The sequence below is a fragment of the Cellvibrio chitinivorans genome, from assembly GCF_035117775.1.
GTDB classification, from domain to species: domain Bacteria; phylum Pseudomonadota; class Gammaproteobacteria; order Pseudomonadales; family Cellvibrionaceae; genus Cellvibrio; species Cellvibrio chitinivorans.
This window is the reverse complement of record NZ_JAYKKN010000004.1, coordinates 404,111-429,602: the sequence shown is the minus strand read 5'-3', so window position 1 is coordinate 429,602 and position 25,492 is coordinate 404,111. Positions and strand designations below refer to the sequence as shown.

Annotated in this window: 14 protein-coding genes; 7 read left to right on the top strand and 7 right to left on the bottom strand. The window is 48.1% G+C overall.

Annotation, left to right across the window (positions count from 1 at the left end; genetic code table 11):
- The first annotated feature begins 11 nt into the window (after positions 1-11).
- The 5 genes from SPL68_RS13780 (at position 12) to SPL68_RS13760 (ending at position 11,418) form a co-directional block, all read left to right on the top strand.
- The gene (locus tag SPL68_RS13780; protein WP_323815748.1) at positions 12-5,588 is read left to right on the top strand and encodes an Ig-like domain-containing protein; all 5,577 of its coding nucleotides are present in this window, start codon (positions 12-14) and stop codon (positions 5,586-5,588) included.
- Between the two features lie 227 nt (positions 5,589-5,815).
- Positions 5,816-7,114, top strand: coding sequence for a porin (locus SPL68_RS13775; RefSeq protein ID WP_323815747.1), 1,299 nt, complete (start codon positions 5,816-5,818; stop codon positions 7,112-7,114).
- 28 nt (positions 7,115-7,142) lie between these two features.
- Positions 7,143-8,774 (top strand): BCCT family transporter, encoded by a 1,632-nt coding sequence (locus SPL68_RS13770; protein ID WP_323815746.1) that lies wholly within the window; start codon positions 7,143-7,145, stop codon positions 8,772-8,774.
- Positions 8,775-8,780: 6 nt separating this feature from the next.
- Positions 8,781-10,652 (top strand): DUF294 nucleotidyltransferase-like domain-containing protein, encoded by a 1,872-nt coding sequence (locus tag SPL68_RS13765; RefSeq protein WP_323815745.1) that lies wholly within the window; start codon positions 8,781-8,783, stop codon positions 10,650-10,652.
- Between the two features lie 13 nt (positions 10,653-10,665).
- Complete coding sequence (locus SPL68_RS13760; RefSeq protein ID WP_323815744.1) at positions 10,666-11,418, top strand: 3'-5' exonuclease; 753 nt, start codon at positions 10,666-10,668, stop codon at positions 11,416-11,418.
- On the opposite strand, the gene SPL68_RS13755 is transcribed toward SPL68_RS13760, so the two are convergent.
- Positions 11,415-12,845 carry an aminotransferase-like domain-containing protein gene (locus SPL68_RS13755; RefSeq protein WP_323815743.1) on the bottom strand — a complete coding sequence of 477 codons (1,431 nt, stop codon included), beginning with the start codon at positions 12,843-12,845 and terminating at the stop codon, positions 11,415-11,417. The genes SPL68_RS13760 and SPL68_RS13755 overlap by 4 nt on opposite strands.
- Positions 12,846-13,049: 204 nt before the next feature.
- Here SPL68_RS13755 and SPL68_RS13750 point away from each other — a divergent pair, with 204 nt between their 5' ends.
- Positions 13,050-13,844: a PhzF family phenazine biosynthesis protein gene (locus SPL68_RS13750; RefSeq protein ID WP_323815742.1), complete on the top strand. Its 795-nt coding sequence runs from the start codon at positions 13,050-13,052 to the stop codon at positions 13,842-13,844.
- Between the two features lie 65 nt (positions 13,845-13,909).
- On the opposite strand, the gene cysC is transcribed toward SPL68_RS13750, so the two are convergent.
- Complete coding sequence (gene cysC, locus SPL68_RS13745; RefSeq protein ID WP_323815741.1) at positions 13,910-14,467, bottom strand: adenylyl-sulfate kinase; 558 nt, start codon at positions 14,465-14,467, stop codon at positions 13,910-13,912.
- A 57-nt stretch (positions 14,468-14,524) separates the two neighbouring features.
- Positions 14,525-15,376 (bottom strand): Crp/Fnr family transcriptional regulator, encoded by an 852-nt coding sequence (locus tag SPL68_RS13740; protein WP_323815740.1) that lies wholly within the window; start codon positions 15,374-15,376, stop codon positions 14,525-14,527.
- A 298-nt stretch (positions 15,377-15,674) separates the two neighbouring features.
- On the opposite strand from SPL68_RS13740, the gene treF reads away from it, so the two are divergent.
- Positions 15,675-17,288, top strand: coding sequence for an alpha,alpha-trehalase TreF (gene treF, locus SPL68_RS13735; RefSeq protein WP_323815739.1), 1,614 nt, complete (start codon positions 15,675-15,677; stop codon positions 17,286-17,288).
- 37 nt (positions 17,289-17,325) lie between these two features.
- On the opposite strand, the gene glgX is transcribed toward treF, so the two are convergent.
- From glgX to SPL68_RS13715, 4 genes are all read right to left on the bottom strand, one after another.
- A complete protein-coding gene (gene glgX / locus SPL68_RS13730; protein ID WP_323815738.1) occupies positions 17,326-19,479 on the bottom strand; it encodes a glycogen debranching protein GlgX in 2,154 nt (717 codons plus the stop codon).
- A 33-nt stretch (positions 19,480-19,512) separates the two neighbouring features.
- Positions 19,513-22,446 (bottom strand): malto-oligosyltrehalose synthase, encoded by a 2,934-nt coding sequence (gene treY, locus SPL68_RS13725; protein WP_323815737.1) that lies wholly within the window; start codon positions 22,444-22,446, stop codon positions 19,513-19,515.
- Between the two features lie 21 nt (positions 22,447-22,467).
- On the bottom strand, positions 22,468-24,252 hold the full coding sequence (treZ, locus tag SPL68_RS13720) for a malto-oligosyltrehalose trehalohydrolase (RefSeq protein ID WP_323815736.1): 1,785 nt from the start codon (positions 24,250-24,252) through the stop codon (positions 22,468-22,470).
- Positions 24,253-24,364: 112 nt separating this feature from the next.
- Positions 24,365-25,486, bottom strand: a complete 1,122-nt coding sequence (locus SPL68_RS13715) for a mechanosensitive ion channel family protein (protein ID WP_323815735.1) — start codon at positions 25,484-25,486, stop codon at positions 24,365-24,367.
- Between the last annotated feature and the right edge of the window lie 6 nt (positions 25,487-25,492).

Genomic DNA, 25,492 nt, shown 5'->3' with positions numbered 1-25,492 from the left:
TCTCGGAAGCAGTGACTGGATTTACCAACGCTGATGTAAGCATTGCCAATGGTTCGCTGAGCACAGTGAGTTCATCGGATGGTGGTGTGACTTGGACAGCCACTTTTACTCCATCGTCCAACACTAACGCTGCAACTAATCTCGTCACAGTGGATAACACCGGTGTAACGGATGCAGCAGGAAATGCGGGCACAGGAACAACGGACTCCAATAACTTTGCAATCAATACCCGGATTCCAAGCGTAGTGAGTGTTGTGGTCGCCGATACTGCATTGGCTGTTGGTGAAACCAGTTTGGTGACGTTCACTTTCTCGGAGGCAGTAACAGGGTTTACCAATGCCGATCTAACCATTGCGAATGGCTCATTGAGTGCGGTTAGCTCATCGGACGGCGGTATTACCTGGACAGCAACATTTACGCCGTCTGCCAGTATTACCAGCGCAACCAACGTCATCACTTTGGATAACACTGGCGTAGTCAATGTGGCGGGTAATGCTGGCACAGGCACTACAAACTCTAATAGTTTTGCTATTGATACATCTGCTCCCGATGCGCCTTCAACCCCAGCGTTAAGTTCGGCTTCAGATAGCGGTAGCAGTAATACCGATGGCATCACTAATGTCACAGCTCCAACTATCACGGGTACAGCGGAAGCAGGGAGTACAGTGACTTTGTACGATACCGATGGTGTGACAGTTCTGGGTACCACAGTGGCAACCGGTGGTGTTTGGAGTATTACTTCGAGTGTGCTCAGTGAAGGCAGCCATAGTCTTTCTGCCAAAACCACTGATGTTGCAGGGAATCAGTCAACTGCATCGACAGTGCTGACTATCACCATAGATACAACGGCACCCGCCAAACCTACTGCGCCGGATTTGGCAGCAGCATCTGATTCGGGTGAAAGTGCGACGGATAACATTACCAATTTGACCAACTTGACCGTGCAAGGCGCAGTAGGCTCGGTAGAGGCCAATGCTGTTATTCACGCCCGTTCTTCTTTAGATGGCGGCTTGACCAATGTTGCTGCCAATGCTGATGGCAGTTGGAGTTTGAATGTATCGGGATTGGTTGCAGGCACACATCAACTGCAAATTGAGCAGACGGATGTGGCGGGGAATACCAGTGTGTATTCCGATGCGTTGACTGTGGTTATCGATATCACTGCACCGGTGATAACCAGTGTTGCATTTGATCAGTCGAGTCTGACCAATCTGAATCAATCGGCGGTCAGTCTTTCGTTAGCCGGTGCGGAAACGGGAACAAAAGCGACTTACAGCATTACCAGTAATAACGGCGGCACTGCAGTCGGTGCCTCTGGTTTGGCAGTGAGTTCAGTCACCCAGCAATTTATGGGTATTGATGTGAGTGGTTTGAGCGATGGCACACTCACCGTCAGCCTAACCTTGGTGGATGTAGCGGGTAATGCCTCAAACTCGGTCACCAATAGCATCAGCAAAGACACCAGTGTGCCTTCAGTGTCCAGTGTGGTTATTGCTACTGGTAATTATGCAGCTGGTGATGTGATCAGCCTAACCCTGACGCTCGATGGTGATGTGGTGGTAACAGGAACTAATTCCACATTGGCGATTAATATAGGCGGAGTCACTCGTCAGGCTGTATTTGTCAGTGAGAATGCGGGTGTTCTGTTGTATCAATATACCGTGCAGGCCAGCGACAACACTGATACTGCGGGCGTCATCGCCTTGGCTAATGGCATCACCCTCAATGGTGATACGGTTCGCGATGCAGGTAATAACGATGCGAGCCTTATTTATGCGCAAGTCAGCAATGCCAATACACAGGTTGATACCCTTGTCCCTGATGGAGTAGTAGTTGTATCTCCAGCAGATGTTGTTACTGCAAACGTGGATGACTACACCATTAATGGTACCCACGGTGAAAACGGCGTTACCGTTAAGCTTTATCTGGATGCCGACAACAATGGCATCCCAGACAACTCACTGGTGTTGGATTCATCTACCGTCATCAATGGTCTCTGGGAGCTTGTTGCACCGCTTACACCTGACAGCATCAATAACTTTGTTATCGTTGTTGAAGACGCGGCAGGCAATGTCTCGACTACCGCTGATGTTCCCAGTATCACGGAGGACTCTACCGTTCCTGCGGCTCCATCGGTTCCGGCCTTATCTCCCGTAAGTGATACAGGGCGTAGTAACAGTGATGGCATCACCAGCAACAAAACGCCCGTCTTTACTGGCACCGCAGAGCCTAATAGCACCATCACCTTGATTAGCGATATTGGTGGTGTAGTGGGGACGGTAGTGGTTGATGGTTCTGGCAATTGGAGCATCACCGCCAATGAGCTTGGCGACGGCAACCATAGTCTCACCGTGACAGCGACAGATGCCGCAGGTAATGTCAGTACGCCATCGGCCGCTGTACAAGTGACTATCGATACCCAAGCCCCTGTCCTGAGCACTGTTGCTAATCAATTCTTGGGGTTGGGCAATACCAGCAATGCGCTGCCCGTCACCTTGAGCGATAACCTCAGTGCACCAGCAAACCTTACGCTGAGCGCTAACAGCTCAAATCTTGCGGTGTTGCCGCTGGCGAATCTGCTATTGAGTGGGGTTGATGCCAACCGTGCTATCACCTTGACAAGCCAAGGTTCAGGCGCAACCACCATTACACTCAGCTTAGTGGATGAGGCAGGTAATACCGGTACTGCCAGCTTCACACTATCGGTAAATAGCGCCCCAGTTGTTAGCGGTACACCAACAACCAGCGTTGAGCAGGATGCGCCTTACAGCTTCACGCCGGTAGCAATGGATGTGGATGCAGGAACGACGCTGACTTATAGCATCACCAATAAACCGAATTGGGCCAGTTTCAATCCGACAACTGGTGCGCTGACTGGTACACCAACCAATGCCGATGTGGGCGTTACAACCGGAATTGTGATCAGTGTGAGTGATGGCATTGTTTCAACCAGTTTGCCTGCGTTCAGCCTGACGGTGACTAACGTCAATGACGCGCCGACAATCAGTGGCACTCCGTCTACTAGTGTTGATCAGGATGTACCTTACAGCTTCGTACCTGTTGCGACGGATGTTGATGCGGGAACAACACTGACTTATAGCATTATCAATAAACCTGGTTGGGCAAGTTTTGATTCGGCGACTGGCGCGCTGACTGGTACACCAACCAATGCCGATGTGGGCGTTACAACCGGAATCGTGATCAGTGTGAGTGATGGCACTATGTCGGCGAGTTTGCCTGCATTCAATCTTGAGGTGATTCGTACGGTTGATCCACTGCAACCGATTGTGACTGCACCGGCAGACATCACAATCGATGCATCTGCTTTATATACACCAATCACTTTGCGTCAATTGCTGAGCTTGAATCAATCGGCTACGCAAGAGCAGGTAGATGCGCTATTAAACAGCATGGCCAGCGATGGCATCTCTGGTAATCAATGTTGCGTAACTCAGCCGGAAGGACTCAATGCCAACAATGTGTTGATGTTGAGACCCGGGCGTCATGAGATTAAGTGGAGTGCCACTAATGCGGCGGATATTACTGGCTCAGCTATTCAAATTGTCGATGTGCGTCCATTGGTGTCGCTCAGTAAATCGCAAATTGCTGTGCGTGGAAGTAATGTGAAATTCCAGGTGTTGTTAAACGGTGTATCACCGCAATACCCGCTGAGCATCCCTTATCAGATCGATGTTGCCACTACTGCTGGCTCAAGTGAGCATAACTTGATGGCAGGTGTCGCCACCTTTACCGAGGGGCAGGTGTCCTTTGTGGTTCCAGTTGCTCTGACTGATCTCAATGGTTTGGGTGATAGTCAATTGGTTGTGCGTTTAGGTGATGGCATCAACTCTGGTGTTGCCAATACTCACACCATCAGTATTCGGGAAGGAAACGTGCCTCCAGTGGTCAACTTGAGCATTGTGCAGGGCGGCATCACCACCAGTCTGATTACGCCAACTGGCGGACCAGTAACGGTTACCGCCATAGTGGATGACGCTAATCTGGAGGATACCCATAGCTTCGATTGGTCTGCTACTAGCGGTATGGCTGATGCAGATAGCGATCCAGTTAATGCAGTCCGTGTTTTTGATCCATCTGGTTTGAGTGGAACCAAACAACTATTGGTCACAGTGACTGATTCTGCTGGTGCCAGTGTTCAGGCTTTTGCGTACTTCCGTGTCGTCAGCAGCTTGCCGGTATTGAGTGCTGATGTGGATACCGACGGCGATGGTTTCAGTGACAGTTTGGAAGGCACGGGTGATGCGGACGATAACGGTATTCCGGACTATCTGGATAATATGCCTTCGTCCAATATTCTGCCGCAGCAGGGTAATACCACTAATGCATACCTGATTGAGTGTGATCCGGGGGTGCGCTGTGGTCTTGGGTTGTTTGCTCGCAGCGGAGTATCCGGTGGTGTTCAGGTAATGGATGATGAATTGTCCACATTGGATGACTTGTTTGTTGACCCTGTCTTTAAGCCTATTGGTGGTGTATTCGATTTTGCCATTCGTGATCTGCCTACGCCGGGTCAATCTGTGCGTGTGGTAATTCCACAGCGTATAGCTATTCCAGCTAATGCGGTTTATCGCAAGTTCCAGCGCGGAGCATGGGTAACCTTTATCGAAGATGCAAACAACAGTATTCACTCGGCACCAGGCAATCCCGGCTACTGTCCTCCACCGGGTAATGCCGAATGGACCAGCGGTTTAACCGAAGGTCATCGCTGTGTGCAGCTGACCATCGAAGATGGCGGCCCGAATGACGATGACGGTTTGGTGAACTCTGCTGTGGTTGATCCGGGTGCCGTGAGCGTGGCTTTGCCAGAAGAACCGGAGGAGCCAGAAGTACCTGAAGTGCCAGAGCCCAAGCCACCTATTGAAATCAAATCAACAGGTGGGGGCGGAGCGATAGAAGTACTCTGGTTGTTGCTGTTAGGAGGATTGATGTTGTTTAAACGTGTAAAACCGGTTTGGATTACCTTGGCTGCGCTGGTAGCAGCCTCGGTCAATACCCAAGCGGCCGAGAGCAAAGGCTTTTATCTGCGTGCCGATATCGCCGGCGTCACCAGCAGTGTGGAGAAAGAAGATTTTTCGTCTGCATTATCGACGGCAGGTTACGACTTCAATATCAATCGTTTTGATGCGAGCCGCTCCGGCTTTCAGCTTGCGCTGGGGTTGCAGTGGGAACGTCATTTGTACACTGAACTTGGCTATCTGGACTTGGGCGATGTAAAAGTGGATTTAACACTCGATGGCGAAACTGACTTGGGGGATTTCTCGCAAGACTTCGCTGCCAGCTATCCACTCAGTGCTGAAGGTCTGACGTTAGTGCAGGGCATCATGCTCACGCCAGATGCGCCAATTAAAATCTCCGCTGAAGTTGGTGTATTTATCTGGCGCAATAAAATCGATATCGAAGAGCAAGTATTTGCTGTCGATAAAGACGAAGGTGAAGACGTATTGGTTGGTGTAAAACTGGATATTCCAGTAGATGATAAATTCGGGTTTGGTATTGGCCTGCGCCGGATTTATTTTGATGATCAAACAACGAATGTATTTTCGCTAATCGGTAGTTATCACTTCTAATTTGATGTAACTGGCGGGATTGATTCAGGAGAATTTTTTGTATCAATCTCGCCAGTTTTATCTGCACGTTTTCTACTCCTGCCTCAATTCCAGCTCAAGCCCAAGTATCAAAAACACTTTCCTCATAATTATGTTGTTCTTGTGATCCATTCTTGGCAGCGTGGACATATCGTGAGCTTGCACTAAGCTTTATGCACAAAATCACGTAATTAGCGCAGGGTGAGCGAATGTTTCCATTACGCCGAGTTTTTATTAGCAGTGTCGCGTTACCTTTCTTTTTTTTGCCTACTTATGTCATTGCTGCAGAAGATGACCTTCAACAGCAAATTGATTTATTAAAAACACAAATCACAGAACTTGAAGCAAAACTGCTTGAGCAGAAACAGCAGGAAGCACAAATAAAACAACCTGAAATGCAACAAGCTGAGCCAGAAAAAAAAGCCGAAACTTCAGCAGAAAAATCTGATGGCATTAGCGTTGGCGGCGCCATTCGCACGAATTTTAGTTACACAAGTTATAGCGAAGGCAATGAAGATCGCGGCGGTGATTTCGATTTTGATATTTTTCGTTTTAACTTAAATGGCAATATCGGCGCGGTGTCGCTGAATGCTGAAATTCGCTTTTACGATTACATGACTGCAGTCAAAAACGCCTATGTGGCTTACCAATTTACCGATCTCTGGCAGGTGCAGGCCGGTATCGCCCAAGTGCCATTTGGCAACTTGCCCTACAACTCACACAACTATTTTTTTAGTACCAATTACTACATTGGCTTAGAAGATGACCATGACTTGGGCTTGGTATTTAAGCGCTCGCTAAGCGACAACTGGCAATTGGATTTAGGTTTTTTCAAGAACGATGAGCTGGGTGGTATTGATGGTTATGTCGATAGCAGAGCTGACCGTTACTCATACGATGTAGTTGGTTACAGGCTTGATGGTGATGGCATTTACGATGATCCCGCTCAGCCACTGGGTGAATACAACACCTTTACTGGCCGATTTGCTTACGTGATAGAACATGCCACCGATTTCACTACAGAGTTGGGGGTATCGGGGCTTTCCGGTGGCCTGCACGACGATACCGAACGCGCGGGGAGCTACAGTGCCTGGGCGATCCACCTGAATAGTCAGTACAACCGCTGGAATCTGCAATTAGAGCACGGCGAATACGATTACAACGTCGATGATGCGGTGCAAATGGCGGTGGGCGCTTATGCTTTCTACGACAGTATTGCCGCACAGGCGACGACCAGTACGATCAATCTTGCATACAGCCTGCCAGTGAGCTGGGGGCCGGTGACTGGTTTGCAGTTCTACAACAATTACGGCCTGATTTATGACAAAACAGACGGCACGCGCGACACCATGATGAACGTGACCGGCGTGTCCGTATCGGCCGGCGGTTTGTTTACCTACTTCGATCTGGTGCATGCCAGGAATCAACCGTTTGTCGGCGGCAGCGTGGCGGGCGATAGCAGCGAAACCGAACGGCGCTTCAACATCAATATCGGTTATTACTTTTAATCTCACCCCCAATCTGTAAGGACTTCCCATGGAACAACCTAAAGATCCCATGATCCCAGACGGTAAAGTGAATCCCATCGATACCGACTATCAAATAGGGCAAGACAATATCTTGGTCAAAGTTGGCCCTTTTGGTTTGGATATCCATAACCGCGTGTTTTTGATTTCTGCTTTGGTAGTAGTGCTGTTTGTGGTGCTGACCATTGCATTCAAGGCGCAAGCCGCCCCGATTTTTGGCAGCATGCGTACCTGGCTCATCAGTAATTTGGATTGGTTTTTTATCTCATCTGCCAATGTGTTTGTGTTGCTGTGTTTGGTGTTGATCGTTTCTCCGTTAGGCAATGTGCGTATTGGTGGCACTGAAGCAACCCCGGATTTCAGTTATCTGGGCTGGTTTTCGATGCTATTTGCCGCGGGCATGGGCATAGGTCTGATGTTTTATGGGGTGTCCGAGCCTCTTTCGCATTTCAACTCTTCTTTTGCGGGTGTGACGAGCGAGGGCGGCGTACGTACCGATTGGGCGCCTCTCTCTGGCGCAGCAGGGGATGCCGCTAGCGCTGAGCGTTTGGCCATGGCCGCGACGATTTACCATTGGGCGCTGCACCCTTGGGCTATCTACGCAATATTGGCACTGGGGCTAGCTATATTTTCGTTTAACAAAGGCTTGCCACTCACGATCCGGTCGGTTTTTTACCCATTACTGGGCGAGCGTGTATGGGGCTGGCCCGGCCACGTCATTGATATCCTTGCCGTATTTTCCACGCTTTTTGGTTTGGCTACGTCACTCGGTTTGGGCGCATCGCAAGCCAGTGCGGGTTTGAATTATTTGTTCGATGTGCCCAAGGGCACCACCACTGAAATTATTCTGGTGATAGGCATAACCATCATCGCCTTGACCTCAGTAGTCGCCGGATTAGAGGCGGGAGTAAAACGAGTCTCTGAGATCAATATGGTTCTGGCGGCACTGCTGATGTTGTTTGTGATTCTGGTTGGCCCGACTCTGGCGATTGCTACTGGATTTTTTGCCAATTTGTTCAGTTATTTGCAGCATTTGCCTGCATTGGCAAATCCGTTTGGCCGTGAAGATGTTCACTTCTCGCAAGGCTGGACGGCCTTCTATTGGGCGTGGTGGATCAGTTGGTCGCCTTTTGTCGGCATGTTTATCGCGCGGGTTTCGCGTGGACGTAGCGTGCGTGAATTTCTTATTTCGGTACTGCTAATTCCCTCCGCAGCCTGTGTATTGTGGATGACGGTTTTTGGCAGCACTGCGATTAGCCAAGTGGTCGAGCAGGGCTACCAAGCTGCAGCGAATGCCGATTTACCTTTGCAGTTATTTGCTGTGTTGGATGCACTACCGCTGGCGCAAATCAGCTCGTTTATTGCCATTATTCTGGTGGTGATCTTTTTTGTGACCTCATCGGATTCCGGTTCACTGGTCATCGACACCATTGCCGCTGGCGGTAAGGTTAATGTGCCGACGCCGCAGAGAGTTTTCTGGTGCACCTTTGAAGGTTTGGTTGCCATCGCCCTGATTCTTGGTGGTGGTTTGATTGCCTTGCAGGCGATGGCAGTTTCAACCGGTTTCCCGTTTACCCTGGTGTTGCTGATGGCCTGTATTGCGGTGGTAAAAGGTTTGCTGACCGAACCAAGAGCGATGTGATCTAACGTGGAAATTGAGCAAATTGAAATCATGGAGTTTCTGAAGCGGCACTCGCCGTTTCAGGAGTTGGACGAGCCACAATTGTTGCAAGTCGCCACAAGTATTGATGTCGGTTATTTCCAAAAGGGTGCCGAGATTCTCCGCTACAACGAGCCGCTGGCGGCGCTGCATATTATTCGCAGTGGCGCGGTAGAAACCTTTAGGCGCAATGGCGATCTTTACAATCGCTTGAGTGAAGGTGGCATCTTTGGCGAACAAGGCTTGTTGCGCGGTGGCAAGGTGCGTTTTCCAGCGACTGCGTTTGAAGACACGTTAATTTATTTTGTCCCTGCCGCAGTATTTCAGCAGTTGTTTGATACAAACGAGTTCTTTGCCGATTACATTGAAGTAGGCGATTCCGAGCGGCGCAAAATTGGCCGCACCATTGGCCGCACTACACAAGCGGCTGAGGCTGATTTGCTGGCGGTTAAAATCAGCACCTTATTGCACCGCGAGCCGGTTTGTTTGGCGAGTAGCCTAAGCGTTGTGCAGGCGGCCAAGGAAATGACGGAGCAGCAGGTATCCTGTCTGTTATTGCTACACGATGATGAGCAGCAGCAAGGCAAACTGGCAGGTATCGTCACCGACCGCGACATACGCTCGCGTTTTGTTGCAGCGGGTTTAAGCGCGGACACACCAGTTAGTCAGATAATGACGACCGAGCTGGTCACTATCGACGATCAGCAATACGTCTTCGATGCCATGATGTTGATGCTGCGCAATAACGTTCACCATCTCCCCGTACTCAAACGTCAGCAGCCCATTGGGGTGGTGGCTTTGCCCGATATCATCCGTTACGAATCACAAAATAGTCTTTATGTGGTGAGCAACATTTTCCGCCAATCCTCCGCAGAAGGTTTGGCTGCGCTCAATAGCGAAGTGCGCGCCTGTTTTTTGCGATTGGTAAACGAGGATGCTAATTCGCAGATGATCGGTGCGGCTATGGCTGCCATCGGTCGCAGCATAAAACAGCGGTTGTTGGAGCTAGCCGAGCAACAGTTCGGGCCGCCGCCAGTGCCTTATTGTTTTTTAGCTTTGGGCTCGATGGCGCGCGATGAACAGTTAATAGTGACCGATCAAGATAATGCGCTGATATTGGATGACAGCTTTGACCCGCAGCAGCACGACGCTTACTTCCTTCAGCTCGCGCAGTATGTGTCCGATGGTTTGGCTGCCTGCGGTTATAGTTACTGCAGTGGCGGCATCATGGCCACCAATACCCAATGGCGTCAGCCGTTGCGTGTATGGCAACAATATTTTACCGATTGGATAGAGAAACCAACCGCCGAACGCTTACTGCACAGTGGGATTTTCTTTGATCTGGATGCGGTATGGGGCCAGACCCAATGGGCCGAGCAGCTCAAACAGTTGATTGCAAAAAAAGCGCCCCAGCACCCGCACTTTTTAGCCTGCATGACGCGCAACGCACTGCAGCGCACGCCGCCCTTGGGGTTCTTCAAAGATTTTGTGATGGAGAGCGATGGGCGGCACAACAACAGCGTGAATATTAAACGCCGCGGTACTGCTCCTATGGTGGATTTGGTGCGGGTCCACGCCTTGGCGATGGGGTCTACGGCAATCAACACATTTGATCGATTGCTCGACATTATCAATCATCGTGTTTTACCCAAAGGGCGCGGCGAAGACCTGCGCGATGCCTATGAAGTTATCGCGCTTACGCGCATCCGCCAACAGGCGTTGTCTCTGCAAGCGGGCGAGGTTGCCGATAATAATGTCGTGCCGGAGCGACTATCCGAGTTTGAGCGTAAGCATTTAAAAGAAGCGTTTTCTGTGCTGAGTAACGCGCAAAAATTTCTCAAGTTTCACTTTCGGGCCTAGTCAGGACTTTGCCATGTTGTATCTGGGCTCTTCTCTTTTACCCTCAGAAAAAGCGGCAAACGCCAAGGCATTAATCACCGACTGGCAAGGGTTTTATCAGCAGCAGGCAGAGCAGGCTAAACACCCATTGCTAAAACAGTTTTATCAAGTCGGTATGGTGCCAGCAGACACTCCGATTGGTCGTGTGCCACTTTTGGCGTTAGACATGGAAACCACCGGTTTGGACCCTGCGCATAACGGTATCGCCAGCATTGGGTTGATGCCTATGAATTTCTCACAGATTCAAAGCTCGCAGGCGCAACAGTGGTTATTAAAGCCGCGTTTTGAACTCAGTGACAGTTCAGTCACAGTGCATCGCATCACCCATTCCGATATAGCCCAAGCACCGGATTTGGAAGCGCTGCTACCGCAGTTGCTTGCCCATATGGCCGGCAAAGTAATCGTGGTGCACTACAAAGCCATCGAGCGGCCTTTTTTGCATGCCGCTCTGCTAGCCCGTTTGGGCGAAGGAATTTATTTTCCGGTGATAGACACCATGGAGTTGGAGGCTCGGCTGCATCGCAAAACGCCCTTAACCTGGTGGCAAAAAATGCGCGGTGTGCGTCAAGAATCTATCCGCCTTGCTGCCAGTCGCACCCGCTACAACCTACCTCCTTATCGCCCGCATCATGCCGCCACCGATGCACTTGCTTGCGCAGAATTATTGCAAGCCCAGCTAGCCAAACGTTTTAGTTTTTATACGCCGGTTGGGGATTTGTGGACTTAATTAATGGGATTGGTTTTCGGAATTTGGTTCCGAATTAATCCTGCCAGCTTTATCACCGCACTTTCTACGCGTGCATTCCACTCACACGCGCAACACAGCCTCACAAACGAGGTGTATTTCTGACTGGCCGAGAAAATCGGGCCTGGGGCAATACTTATTCCGGCTGCCAAGGCATGTTTGGCCAGATCAAAACTGTCGATGTTGCCCGGCAATTCCAACCAGATGACGAATCCACCCTGCGGCTGACTGATTTTGGTGCCTTCAGGGAAGTTATCCAAAATCAACTTTGTCATCCGCGTTACCGCTTGTGCGTAGTCGCCGCGCACCCGGCGTAAGTGGCGTTCGTATTGGCCATTTTCCAAAAGTTCTGCGACAGCTAATTGCGGGGCTGTGGCAGTGGCGAGATTCAGTACATATTTCAAATACTCAATGCGCTCTTGATGAATACCACCGGCGATCCAGCCAACTCGCAAGCCGGGCGATAGTGTTTTGGACACAGAGCTGCACAGAATTACATTGTCATCCAAGGCTTTGAGAAGAGAGGGGCGTACCTGCCCAAACCCTAAATCGCTATAAATATCGTCTTCAATCAAGGTGATCTGACGGGCTTTTAACATGCTCACCAAGCGCTGTTTGTTGGCCTCTGGCATGGTGGAGCCGAGCGGATTGCTGAAATTGGGCGTGACCACACAGGCTTTTACTGGCCAGCGGCTGAGTGCCAGTTCCAAGGCTTCGAGTGACATACCTGTCTGGGAGGTGGCGGGAATTTCCAACGCTTCCAATCCCAGAGCATCAATGACTTGCAGCAGGCCGTAAAAGGTGGGGGATTCTATGGCGACTACGTCACCTGGTTGAGTGACTGCCCGCAGCGCCAGAAATAAGGCTTCTTGGCAGCCGTTGGTAATGACCAGATTGTCTGGGTGTACCGCGCAACCGGCTTCGGCCAACCGACGTGAAATTTGACGTCGCAGCTCGGGAGCACCGGGCGAAAATTCATAGTTGGCGCTGCGTACTCTATGGTGGCGCGCTACCTTGGTCAGCGCCTGTTCTATTGCGCGTGTGGGTAAAAACTCGCTGGCTGGAACGGCGGCACCCAACTGAACAATTGCGGGGTCATTCGCGGCCTTGACCAGTTGCAACACCATGTCCTGACCAGTCACTGGCGCTGGGCGCATGGTGGTTACGTGCATTCGTGGTGCTGGTAACGGGGTAATTCGAGGGTTTTTTACATAAAACCCGGAACGGTTGCGGACTTCCACCAGCCCCCAGTCTTCTAATTGGCGATAGGCTGAAATAACAGTGGCGATACTCAACTGGTGTTGCCGTGCCTGTTGCCGTACCCCCGGCATACGGTCACCGGATTGAAAGCTGCCTGATTGGATTAGTCCTGCAAGTTCATTGGCCAGTTTGCGATACAAAATATCCATAAACGCTGCTCTTAGGTACAGTTCTGTTTGATTTTGATGGGTACAGATTGATTTACTTTTAATCTGTATCGTATCAATTTGTGTTTTTTGAAACTGTACTGGTTGGCGGCTACAAAATAAACTGATTTTCCTTGAGTTATTGTCGAATTGTTAATTGTTGGATGGGCTAATTGCCCTGACCTGTTTATCCCTCAGGAGGGCGCTATGACTTTTCCCATGTATTTAGTTGATGCCTTTATCGATCAGCCGTTTAGCGGTAATCCCGCTGGTGTCTGCGTTCTCAGTACTGAACAGCCCGCTAGTTGGATGCAAAAAGTCGCGCTTGAAATGAATCAAGCTGAAACCGCCTTTGTACATAAACGTGCCGATGGCAGTTGGAATCTGCGCTGGTTTACACCGCAGGTTGAGGTTGACCTTTGCGGTCACGCCACGCTTGCTGCTGCACATGCACTTTGGCAGGAGGTGGGAGTGTGCAATCCGGTCATTCACTTCCACACACGCAGCGGCATATTAAGTGCAACCCGCAACGGTGATGAGATCCAATTGGATTTTCCTTGCGATCAACCTAAAACCCGCGACTTGCCTCCGGCGCTGCTGCAATTTCTCGGTAAGCCGCCGGTATGGTTTGGCTGTGGGCGCGATGATTTATTACTGGTGTTGGACAATGCAGCAGCTGTGGAAAATTTTATTCCCGATCTCAATCTGATCAGCGCTATTACCGAACGTGGGCTGATCATCACTGCGCCCGGCGATGCAGATTCGGGGTTGGATATGGTCTCGCGCTTTTTCGCACCCAAGGTCGGAATTGCCGAAGATCCGGTCACCGGTTCTGCGCACTGTTTGCTCGCAGTTTATTGGGGTTATCGGTTCGGCAAAAACCATCTGCGCGCTCGTCAAGCCTCGCCCCGAGGCGGCTTATTAACATTGGAGCTGCAAAGAGAACGAGTGCTGTTAAGCGGTAAAACAAAAACCATGCTGAAGGGGGAGTTTTACGGATAAATTTGAAATAAAAATCGGGGAGCGGAGTGTCAATCCCCGATTCTTATTCGAGATCCATTAGTGTATTAGTTCTGCGTTTGCAGGTAGTAGTTATCAAGTAGATAAGTCATGATTTTTTCGACGCATTCAACCGTTGTTAATTGGTCGGTACGCACATGAATTTCCGCGCTGGTCGGGCGATCATAGGCGGAATCGATTCCGGTAAATTGAGTAATTTTTCCTTCGCGCGCCTTGCGATAAAGCCCTTTGGGGTCGCGGGCTTCGCAGACCGAGAGGGATGCATCAATAAACACTTCGATAAAGTCGCCATCTGCAAAACGCGCACGCAGATCGCGGCGAGTTTGTTCAAAAGGAGATATGGTTGCACAAATAACCAGCAATCCGGCATTTACCATCAGGTGAGCGACTTCACCGATACGGCGCAAGTTTTCTGTGCGATCAGCCTCACTAAAGCCAAGGTCTTTGCAGAGTCCTTCGCGCAGTTTGTCACCATCCAATAAATAAGTTTTACAGCCGAATTCTATTAGTGTTTGTTGAAGCGCATTTGCAGTAGTCGACTTGCCTGCGCCACTCAGGCCAGTAAACCAGAGGACGCAAGGGCGAAATAGTTGAGCTTGTTGCATAGAGAATATAAGCATGAGTTTAGGTGGCAAAGTTATAACAGATGCCGCCCCAATCTACTAACTCATTTTGTATTGATAGCTCGCTAACGGCTTGCGCATGCAGGTGTGAGTAAATGGAATAGCGGCTGGCATTAAGCGGGCGCGCTCATTGCACACAGCGGCGTAGCATTCGCAGGCTTCACTCTCCAAACCTTCACGGTCGAGGATATGAATTTTGCCGCGGTTGTAGCGAATGAGTGATTTTTGTTGCAGTTTGCCCGCTGCGTGAGTAATTCCTTCGCGGCGAACACCGAGCATATTAGCGATAGATTCGTGCGTTAAATTTAATTCATCTTTTTCTAATAAATCAGTATTCATTAACAAGTGACGGCAAAGCTGTTGTTCCACTGAGTGCAGGCGATTACAAACGGCAGTTTGCGAAACCTGCGTAAAAAATAATTGCGAATACAGCAGTATTATTTGCAATAGCTCATTATTTCCAAGTAATTCATTTTTGAGCTGGCGGGCTTTAATTCGATAACTTAGGCCAGGGGTTGTTACACAGGCATAGTGTGTTGCATGGTCGCTACCGAGTAGTGCAGGCAAACCAATCAATCCATCCTTTCCGGTCAGAGCTACGCTTGGTGTAGAGCCGTTTTCGGCGATATAACCAATGCTCACCACCGCATTAATAGGGAAGTAAATCCATTCAATTCCCAAACCGGTTTCGTGAATCACTTCGTCGGCTTCCATTGCATAGAGTTCCATGTGCGCAAGTAATTGCGACTGCTCATCCAGTGTCAGCTGCGCCAATAAATAATTTTGTTCGAGCGAATGCGCTGCAATAGATGGAATTGATGTGTGTGTTTTAATCTGAAATTTGTGTTGATAGTGAGCGCTCTCAATAATGTTGGTATTCATCTTGTTCATGATTGCCTCGTCTAATAACGATATCTATGTGAGCCTGCGACAGAGCAGGCGCGATAGTGTTAATGTCTGTGTGAATATATACATAGCAACCTAAATGCCATATTTGTATGTCATTGATTTTTAATATAAGTTTTGATTTGGGTTGCTAAAATTAGTACGAGGAATGTTGATTTTTCCAAAAAATTAAGACCTTTTTACATTGTTCAATGTAATGAAATTTACTAGCATCAAATGCAAGTAGATTGATTCACTTAATTGACGACGGATGATTTCACGCGAGCTTTTAAACGGAGGTGTTATGCAAACAGCTAGTTCAGTCACTGCAAACCCATATGATGGAGTCAAACAAGTATCGCAAGCTGATACTTTGACGCCTGCGGATCGCTACCAGGAACTATTTGTTGAAGTGCAAATGAATTGCATTTTTGATGATGGAAAAACCTTTGTTGACTGCGCTCCCCGCCAAGCGCCGGATGCAATTTTGGAGTTGTATCGCAGCCGTTGTAATGATGCTGGTTTCGATTTGAAAGCCTTTGTGCTTGAGCAGTTTGAAGTGGTTGAAACGCCTTCCAGCGCATTTGTTTCTGATCCAAATAGAACGCTGGCTGCGCACATTGAATCGCTCTGGCCGGTGTTAACCCGTCACCCGCAAGAGCATCCATTTTGCTCATCTATTTTGCCGCTGCCGTTTGATTATATTGTTCCCGGTGGACGCTTTTCTGAACTCTATTACTGGGATTCCTATTTCACAATGGTTGGGCTGCATGGTGCAAATCGCTCGCATTTATTGGCGGCAATGGCTGATAACTTTGCGTATTTGATTGATACCTACGGTCATATTCCCAACGGCAATCGCACTTATTATCTCAGCCGTTCACAACCGCCTGTATTCTCGCTCATGGTGGATTTATTTGAAAAAAATGGGGTGCGTGAAGCGGTGGATTACTTGCCGCAATTGCGCAAAGAGTATGGATTTTGGATGGCGGGTGGAGAGGACTTGCGGACGGGGGAGGGCTATAGGCGTTGTGTGCGCATGGGCAATGGTGCGCTGTTAAATCGCTATTGGGATGACCGCGATACGCCGCGCGAAGAATCTTACAGGGAAGATGTATTAACCGCGCAGCGCTCAAATAGACCGGTTCATGATGTGTATCGCGACTTGCGAGCAGGCGCAGAATCAGGCTGGGATTTTAGTTCGCGCTGGCAAATTGATCCTTATGATTTGGCTACTATTTGCACCACCAACATTGTGCCAATCGATCTTAATTGTTTGCTGTACAAATTGGAGTTACAGATCGCTGCACTGGCGCAATTGAAGGATGATGTGATTTTGGCAGATGAGTTTTTTGCACGTGCAGAAACGCGCAAAGAAGCGATAAATTTTTATTGCTGGAATGAAACTGAGGGCGCGTTTTTTGATTACCACTGGCGCTATAGCATTCAACGAAAAAATCTCACCGCTGCAACATTGACACCTATGTTTGTGAAATTGGCAAGTGAGAATCAAGCTGAGCAATTAGTAAAAATAGTTGAAGAACGTTTATTGGTTGATGGAGGTATATCGACCACTGAGTTCAATCGCACCCAACAGCAATGGGATCGTCCCAATGGTTGGGCGCCATTGCAATGGATGTCAATTCTTGGTTTGCGCAATTACGGATACACCGAGCTTGCCTCACAAATTAGCTGGCGTTGGTTGTCGATTGTTTCAGGCTTGTACGAATGTGATAGTAAATTGGTAGAGAAATATATTTTGCGCCCAACCGAAGAGCATGCGTGTGGCGGGGAATATCCGCTACAGGATGGCTTTGGTTGGACTAATGGGGTGACTTATCAATTACTGAAAGACAATCCCAAACATCCAGCTAATTTTTGCCGCGCCGGAAATCCACACGAGTTCAAAGATAGCTGATAAAGATTTAAAAAAGATAAGTGAAAAAGCCACAGGCTTACTGTGGCTCTTCCTGTTTAAGTTCAAACAATAATAATGAACGCTCAGTGACAATAAATTCATGGCCGATAGGAAATAAATCGGAATCAAATTCATCCGGACGATTAGTGTCTAACAAACAGTGCCAGCTCAGCCCTTGAGCAACTTCGGGCAACGTAAAGCTAATTGGGTCACTGTGTGCATTGACGATTAGTAGCAGTGAGGTATCGCTGCCGGGGCGATGAATGCCAGTAGGTTGCGCGCGTCCGTCCATCAGCATTCCCATGCAAGACAGCAAGCCATTGTGCCAATCACCTTCGCTCATTTCTGCTCCATTCGGTAGCAGCCAGGTGACATCCTTTACACCAATCTCTTCGTTGTATTCGCCCACCAAAAAGCGTTCACGGCGCAGCATCGGATATTTCTTTCGCAAATCAATAACGCGACGAGTGAAATTCAGCATGGTTTTACTTTTGGGTGTCAGTTTCCAGTCAAGCCAACTGAGTTCGTTATCTTGACAGTAAACATTGTTATTGCCCTTTTGGGTGTGTGCGAATTCGTCGCCAGACACCATCATGGGGGTGCCCTGTGAAAACATCAGTGTTGCGATTAGGTTGCGCATTTGTCGTTCGCGAATCGCGCAGATATTTTTATCTTTGGTTTCACCTTCAACGCCGTAGTTGTAGGAGATATTATTGTCAGTTCCGTCGGTGTTGTTATCGCCATTGGCTTCATTGTGTTTGCCGTTGTAGCTAACCAAATCATTCATGGTGAAGCCATCGTGCGCCGTAATAAAATTAACGGATGCAGCTGGCCTGCGCCCACGACGATTAAATAAATGTCCGGATGCCGTTAAGCTGCTGGCTAGCTCAGGTAATTTTCCTTGGTCGCCGCGCCAAAACGCACGAACACAATCGCGGAATTTATCGTTCCACTCGTGCCAACCCGGTGGAAACGCACCCACCTGATAACCGCCTAAACCGCAATCCCAGGGTTCAGCAATTAATTTTAATTGGCTGAGTGTCGGGTCCTGGCGACAAGCAACATGAAATCCGTGAGTTTCATTGAAGCCGGTTGCTTCGCGCGCGAGTATAGTTCCCAAGTCAAAACGGAAACCGTCAACGCCCATTTGGGTTGTCCAATAACGCAGTGAGTCAGTTACTAAACGCAGCACGCAGGGATGGCCTAAATCTAACGTATTGCCGGTGCCCGAATCGTTAACGTAGTAGCGTTTATTATTTTCAACAAGGCGATAGTAAGTGGCGTTATCAATGCCACGCATAGAAAGTGTTGGGCCAAGTTCGCTGCCTTCAGCGGTGTGGTTGTAAACAACATCGAGAATAAGTTCCAAGCCAGCAGCGTGAATGCTTGCGCTCATCTCTTTAAATTCACTCAAATTTCCGTTCGATAAATAGGACGGGTGCGGACAAAAAAAGGCGATGCTGTTATAGCCCCAGTAATTACGTAAACCTTTTTCCAAAAGATGATTGTCATGTACAAATGCATGTATCGGCAGAAGTTCAATACTGGTTACGCCCAATGATTTGATGTGGTCCAGTAATTGTGGGTTGGCTAGGCCAGCAAAGGTTCCGCGCAAATCTTTCGGAACCTCAGGGTGTAGCATGCTGATCCCACGCACATGGGTTTCATAAATAATCGTTTCATTGTTTGGAATGCGGCATTTGTAATGTTCATTCCAGGTAAATGCCGGGTCGACTACTTTTGCTTTGGGAATAAATGGTGCGCTATCGCGTTCATCAAAACTTAAATCACCGTCCGGGTGGCCGATGGTGTAACCGAATAAGCTTTCATCCCAAGTTAATGTGCCTACTAACTGTTTTGCGTAAGGGTCAATTAATAATTTGTTTGGATTAAATCTGTGCCCGTTAGCTGGCTCATAAGGGCCATATACGCGATAACCGTACACTTGGCCTGCTTTTGCATCAGGCAAGTAACCGTGCCAAATTTCGTCTGTGTATTCGGGTAATTCAATACGCTCCAGCTCTACTGTTCCTGTTTCATCAAACAAACACAGTTCTACTTTTGTTGCGTGAGCAGAAAAAATCGCAAAGTTAATTCCAGTTCCATCCCATGTGGCGCCAAGCGGGAAGGGCATGCCTTCCATAATGCGCGATGGTGTACTCATCTCGATAGATTTGTTTTGTGAATTCATGGCTGCCTCCCCAAGTGATACGGTTTGCATGAATCATGTGGATGTAAAAAGAATATTGACGGGAAAATCGGTGAGAATACTGCTGATATTCAAATCAGCAGCTGTTCGATTTGCTTCGGAATGCACAGCTTGCTGTGAAACCTCCCGTGAAAAAAGCCCAGTAAAATTTTGTGGTGCTGAGGAGGGTAAGACTAATCTGGTGTCTCCCCAGGCATCTGGCGATATATAAGGTGTCGGTTGACCCACAAGCATATGTGCACACAGGCGCGGAGCAACAACGATGATCCACTGATGTTCCAAGCGGCGAGCAAAGGAGATAATTTTCTCCGCGTGGTCTCCAGCAACTTGCAGCGGGAGATAATCACCTGAGGTAAATACGTTGCTCATTTCGCGGCGCAAATTCAGGGTTTTGTTGATGAGATGTTGTTTGATTCTGCCATCGCGCCACTGATTGAGTAATTCATCTGCTTCAGTAACCGTATCGTTCAAGCTCGCAATGCGCGTGCTGAAATCGACGGGGTTGCGATTGTCCGGATCAACCAAGCTGAAATCCCAATACTCAGTACCTTGGTACAAGTCAGGCACTCCGGGTGTGGTCAAGCGCAATAGAGTTTGGGTTATGCTGTTTAGTGCACCTGCGGGCGCTATTTCTTGCACCGTGGCGGCGATGCTGTTGCGTAATTCGGCTGCGTTAGTAGCGGTAAATAAATTCTGTACAAAATCTTTGCAGGCGGTTTCATAAGCCGTATTGGGTGCAGCCCAATTGCTGCGCAATTTTGCTTCACGCAATGCTTTTTCCTGCCATTGCTGGATACGCCCTACATAATTACTGACGATGTCCTTAAACGCTTTTTCTTCTTCATTGCCGTCAAAAGAGTTGTCAAATTTGCGGGTGAAATTATCTGCATCCAAATCTAACGGCCAAGTGGCGAGCAGCGTTTGATAAAGCATTAACTCGTCACCAAGTGTTGGAGCATTTTCTTCTTCCACTGATTGATGAAGTGGCACAGCCAAGGTTTGCCAGTATTCCGCTTTCCCGGTAAACCATTCGGCGTGTTCACTTAGTACTGCTAATCGCGCGCGCGCATCTTCACCGCGTTTGTGATCGTGCGTAGCAGTAGTGAGCATCGACTGCGGAAATTGCTCTGCACGTTCTTTGCAGACCGCGTGAAATTCTTCGCTGCTTATGCCGAGCAATTCTGGATTGAACCCCACATCATTGCGCGATAATAAAATTCCAGAGCGATAGCAGGCGGTATCTTCAACGGATTTTGCAGCGATAGGCGAGGTGAGTTGCTGAAAGCGGATCAGTGTTCGGTAGCGCAATTTACGCATGCTGCCCGGTGGCAACTGGTGTAGCGGTTCTCCGCCCAACCATTTATCCAGTTGATCGAGCAATGGCCACTCATGCTCATTTAATGTTGTGCGTGCTCCGGCGAGTGCCTGCTCGAAAAATAATTGATCTTGCGGCGTACGGGGGCAAGCGCGGGAATAGGTGCGGTAGACGGGAAAGTGCACAATCAATTCCAATAGTGCGCGTCTTATTGCACCGAGTGTGATATCGCGTGTCGCTAATTCTGCACGGGCGATGCGCAATAAACCTTGAGCGACGGTTTCAAAATCGCCAATAAGCGAAGTGGATAAAATCAATCGGCGAGCTTCTATGACTTCTTCAGAAAAATCCGCTGGGCGATTGGTTTTTCGTTGCCAGAAATTTGCTAGCACAGGTAACTTGCTTGCATCGTGTTGCACAAGTGAAACCTGATTCATAAAGTCGTAGCCGGTAGAGCCTTCTACCAACCAGTTTTGTGGAAGTTGTTCTTTATGTGCCAGAATTTTTTCTACATAAATCAGGAAATGTGGTTTGTTCTGATTTGAATTGTTGATGGGTAACAGGCGTTCAGCTTTGCGCCGTAACTTTCGGCAGTAGGCGCGCGGGTTTGCCAATCCATCTATGTGGTCAATACGTAAACCGTCGATTAGTCCACGGCCGATTAAATCAAATATTTTTTCGTGAATTGCATCGAACACATCGGTGCGTTCAGCGCGTAATGCGCCTAGCTCATTGATATCAAAAAAACGTCTCCAGTTGATATCGTCCGATGCAGTGCGCCAATCAGCGAGGCGATAATGTTGGTGTTCGAGTAACCGGTGAATGCGTTTGACTTTATCGTCTTGGTACTGCTCGTTTACTGGTAATTGGCTCAGGCTGTCGCCGATGCAAAAGTAATTCAGTGCACTCAATATGTCTTGTAATTGGTCTTCTGCTTGCGCTAATTCTTTCAATTGCTTTTGTAGCGTTTGTGCTGGTTTTAATGGGGCTTGTGACTGTCCATCTGCTTCAGATTGGGTCTGAATCTTTTCCAGCAGTGCAAACTGTCTGCCTAGTGATTGCAGTTCCGGTGTTTTGCATTTAGTTAGAATTTCGTTATAGGTCGGAGGGTAAAGTGGGAATTTGTGATCAAAATGCTGCGCATGAAAACTACCCTGTTGCTCATCAAAATGAAGGGTGATATCGCCTGCAACCAAAACTTCGCCATAGCCTGCACGCAGCACAGGTATTAATAATTGTCCTTTTAAAAGTGGGTCGGGCGAATACCATTGAATGTCAAAAAAGCGGGCATAGGGACTTTCTTTGCCCCATTCCAACACGCTTAGCCACCAAGGATTTGTCGCGCCGCCAACCGCCATGTGATTGGGGACAAAATCAACAATTAATCCCATATTGTGTTTGCGTAATTCTGCAACGAAGGTTTCTAGTGCGGCTTCACCTCCGAGTTCTGGATTCACTTGCGTAGGGTCAATAACATCGTATCCATAAGTAGAACCGGGGCGCGCAGTCAAAATCGGTGAGGCATAAATATGGCTTATACCGAGCTTGGCAAAATAGCTAATCAAAGAGGTTGCATCAATAAAGTTGAAACCCCGATGAAACTGCAGTCGTGCTGTTGCCCGGATATTTACCATTGCTTACCTCATCTGTTTTGATCAGTTGCATCCATCGTTGAGCGTGACCAATGCGCAGTGTTTCGGTAAAAAATTCTCCATATAACTCAAGCTATCAACGCCCTGATTAAACAAAACCCGGCTGCGATTCCAGGGTTTTTTTATCGCGACACTGGTTTCGCTCAAGTTGAGGTCAATACGCAAATTGCTGCCATCGCCCATTTCCCATGATGCAGAAACCGCGCCAGGTCCTAATACCGCCACCTCGGTAGAAAAAGTGCCAGGCAAGCGTGGAATAATTTCCAAGCTGCGCAAACGCAACAGTGTGCGATAAAAATCCCGCCATTCCTGTTGTGTTTCACTGAGCATAGAAAGGGCAGGTTTTGATGCAGTGAAAGTGGCTACGTCATTTGGGTCGGGAATCAAATCTTTATCGGTTTGCTGATGCGCAGCAAACGCCGAAAATTCATTGCGCCGGCCTTCACATACGGCTTTGGCGAGTTCATCCGGATGATCGGTAAAATAATAAAAAGGTTGTTCAAGACCCAATTCTTCGCCCATAAATAACATTGGCACCATAGGGCAAAGCAACATCAGGGTGATGGCTGCTTTCAGGTTGTTAGGGTCGGCTAATTGAGTGAGACGTTCACCAAATGCGCGATTACCAACCTGATCATGATTTTGTAAAAACAGCACAAATGCGAGTGGAGATAAATGCGCACTTGGCTCACCGCGTACTTGACTGTATCCGCAGGTATCACCCTGATAAATAAAACCTTCGCGTAAGAAACGCGCTAATTTTGTGGTGGGCAAATCGCAAAAATTACTGTAATAGCCTTCTTTTTCACCCGTCAATAAGTGGTGTAATACATTGTGCCCATCATCATTCCACTGGGCTATGTAACCATTTTCCAGTAAATGACACGAATTGTTTTCATTCTCCAGCATGAGATGTAAATAACGCCCGAGTGGAACTGATTTGTGTAACGTCTCAGCAAGTCTAATTAAAAACGCCTCGTCATTAATGGCGTGCACTGCATCGAAACGTAAACCATCTACGCGATAAGTGCGCACCCACATTAATGCGTTTTCAATATAGTACTGTTGTACTTGCGGGCGGCGAAAATCTATGGCGTTGCCCCAAGGTGTTTTAATGTCATCGCGGAAAAATCCGCTTGCATATTGCCCTAAATAATTTCCCTCAGGACCGAAGTGGTTGTAAACCACATCGACAAAAACCATCAGACCTAATTGATGTGCGTAATCGATCAGGCTTTTTAATTCTTCTGGTGTGCCATAACTGCTTTCAGGTGCGAAGGGTAATACCCCGTCATAACCCCAATTGCGTTCACCCACGAATTCACCGACGGGCATTAATTCAATTGCGGTAATTCCTAAATCAACTAACGCGGGCAGTTGTTTTTTGACTCCATTAAATCCGCCATACAAACCAACATGTAACTCATAGATCACCATTTGATACCAAGGTTTGCCACACCAATTGTGCATTTTCCATTGATAGGCACTGTGATCGATCACTTTACTCCAGCCATGAACATCATCGCTTTGCGCATAAGCGGCAGGATCAGGAACGGCCATGTCATTGTTAATAAGAAATTTATATTCGGTGCCGGGGCGGCAAGCGACAATTTTTGAAAACCAACCGTCGTCGTAAAGCTCAAGCGGTATCAAAGTGCCATCTGCAAATTGCAGTGTGACTTCTTTTGCATCGGGAGCCCATAAAGAAAATAGTGCTTTACCATTTTTATAATGAGCGCCGTGGGTAGGTTTTCGGAGCAGATGAGTGTCGATGGATAATAAAGTCATTTGAATGTCTACTCTTAAAATGGGTTGCTAAAAATAGTTAATTGGATTTGCTTTTTGATGGTTTTACCGTTGCAATACTTTTGCCAATTATAAAAATTGATTATTACGGTTATTAAACTGGTGGTTGACGCTCTGGTGTCTCAATTTGCTCATTAGGCGGAGTGGGAGCACTTTCATTTTCACTAATAGTTGCACGTAATTTCGGTAGGCATTCCGGTTGGTTCTGCATCATAAAATTAATCATTTTTTCGCGAATAAAGCAGCGTAAATCCCAATTTTTTGATGAGTCATTTGAGCTGACCAACATGCGCAGCTGTACAGAATTTTCATTGCTCTCAGTTACTTGCAGGCCACACACACGGCCGTCCCACAACTCGGGAACCTGTTCGCATAAACGCTTAAGCTCTTCGCGCAGTTGTTCAATATTGGTGGAGTAATCGACCCATAAAAAAATAGAACCTAGCAGGCTGGATGTTTTTCGCGTCCAGTTTTGGAATGGGTTTTCGATAAACCATTGCAGAGGAACTATAAGGCGGCGGTCATCCCAAATGCGGATAACAATGTAGGTTCCAGTGATTTCTTCTACTCGCCCCCATTCATTTTCGACAATAACAACATCATCCAAACGAATGGGTTGGGTGATCGCCAGTTGTAAACCGGCAATTAAATTTCCGAGTACGGGTTTTGCGGCAAAACCAACAGCGAGGCCTGCAACGCCTGCAGATGCTAATAAACTGGTGCCGAATTGGCGCGCGCTAGGGAAGGTCATCAGCATGGCTGCAAGGCCAAAAAGCAATACAAAAAAACTGAGTGTTTGTACTAATACTCGCGTTTGGGTTTGAATTCTTCTGGCCGATAAATTATCGCTAAGATCCATTGGGTTTTTCGCGATAATGATGGCTTGTATCGCGCGCACTGCGGTAATCGCAAGCCATGTGGTTGCGGCGATAACTGCAAGCGTCACTAATTTTTGTAGCGGCGCTAAAAAAGGAATTTCATCTGGCGGGGAGTGAACAACAACATAGGTGCCGATTAAAGGAATCAACCAATGAATCGGGCGTTTAATATTGTTAGCAACAAGGTTTAAAAATTGAAAAGGTTGCGTAATGCGCACGAGTAATTTGGTAAGCCAAGGTGTCACCAAACGCAAAACCAACATTACAACTATTGCGACAGCAATCAATTTAAATGCCGGAAAGTAACTTGCCCAACTGATGTCTAAAATGGTTTCCATTTTTTA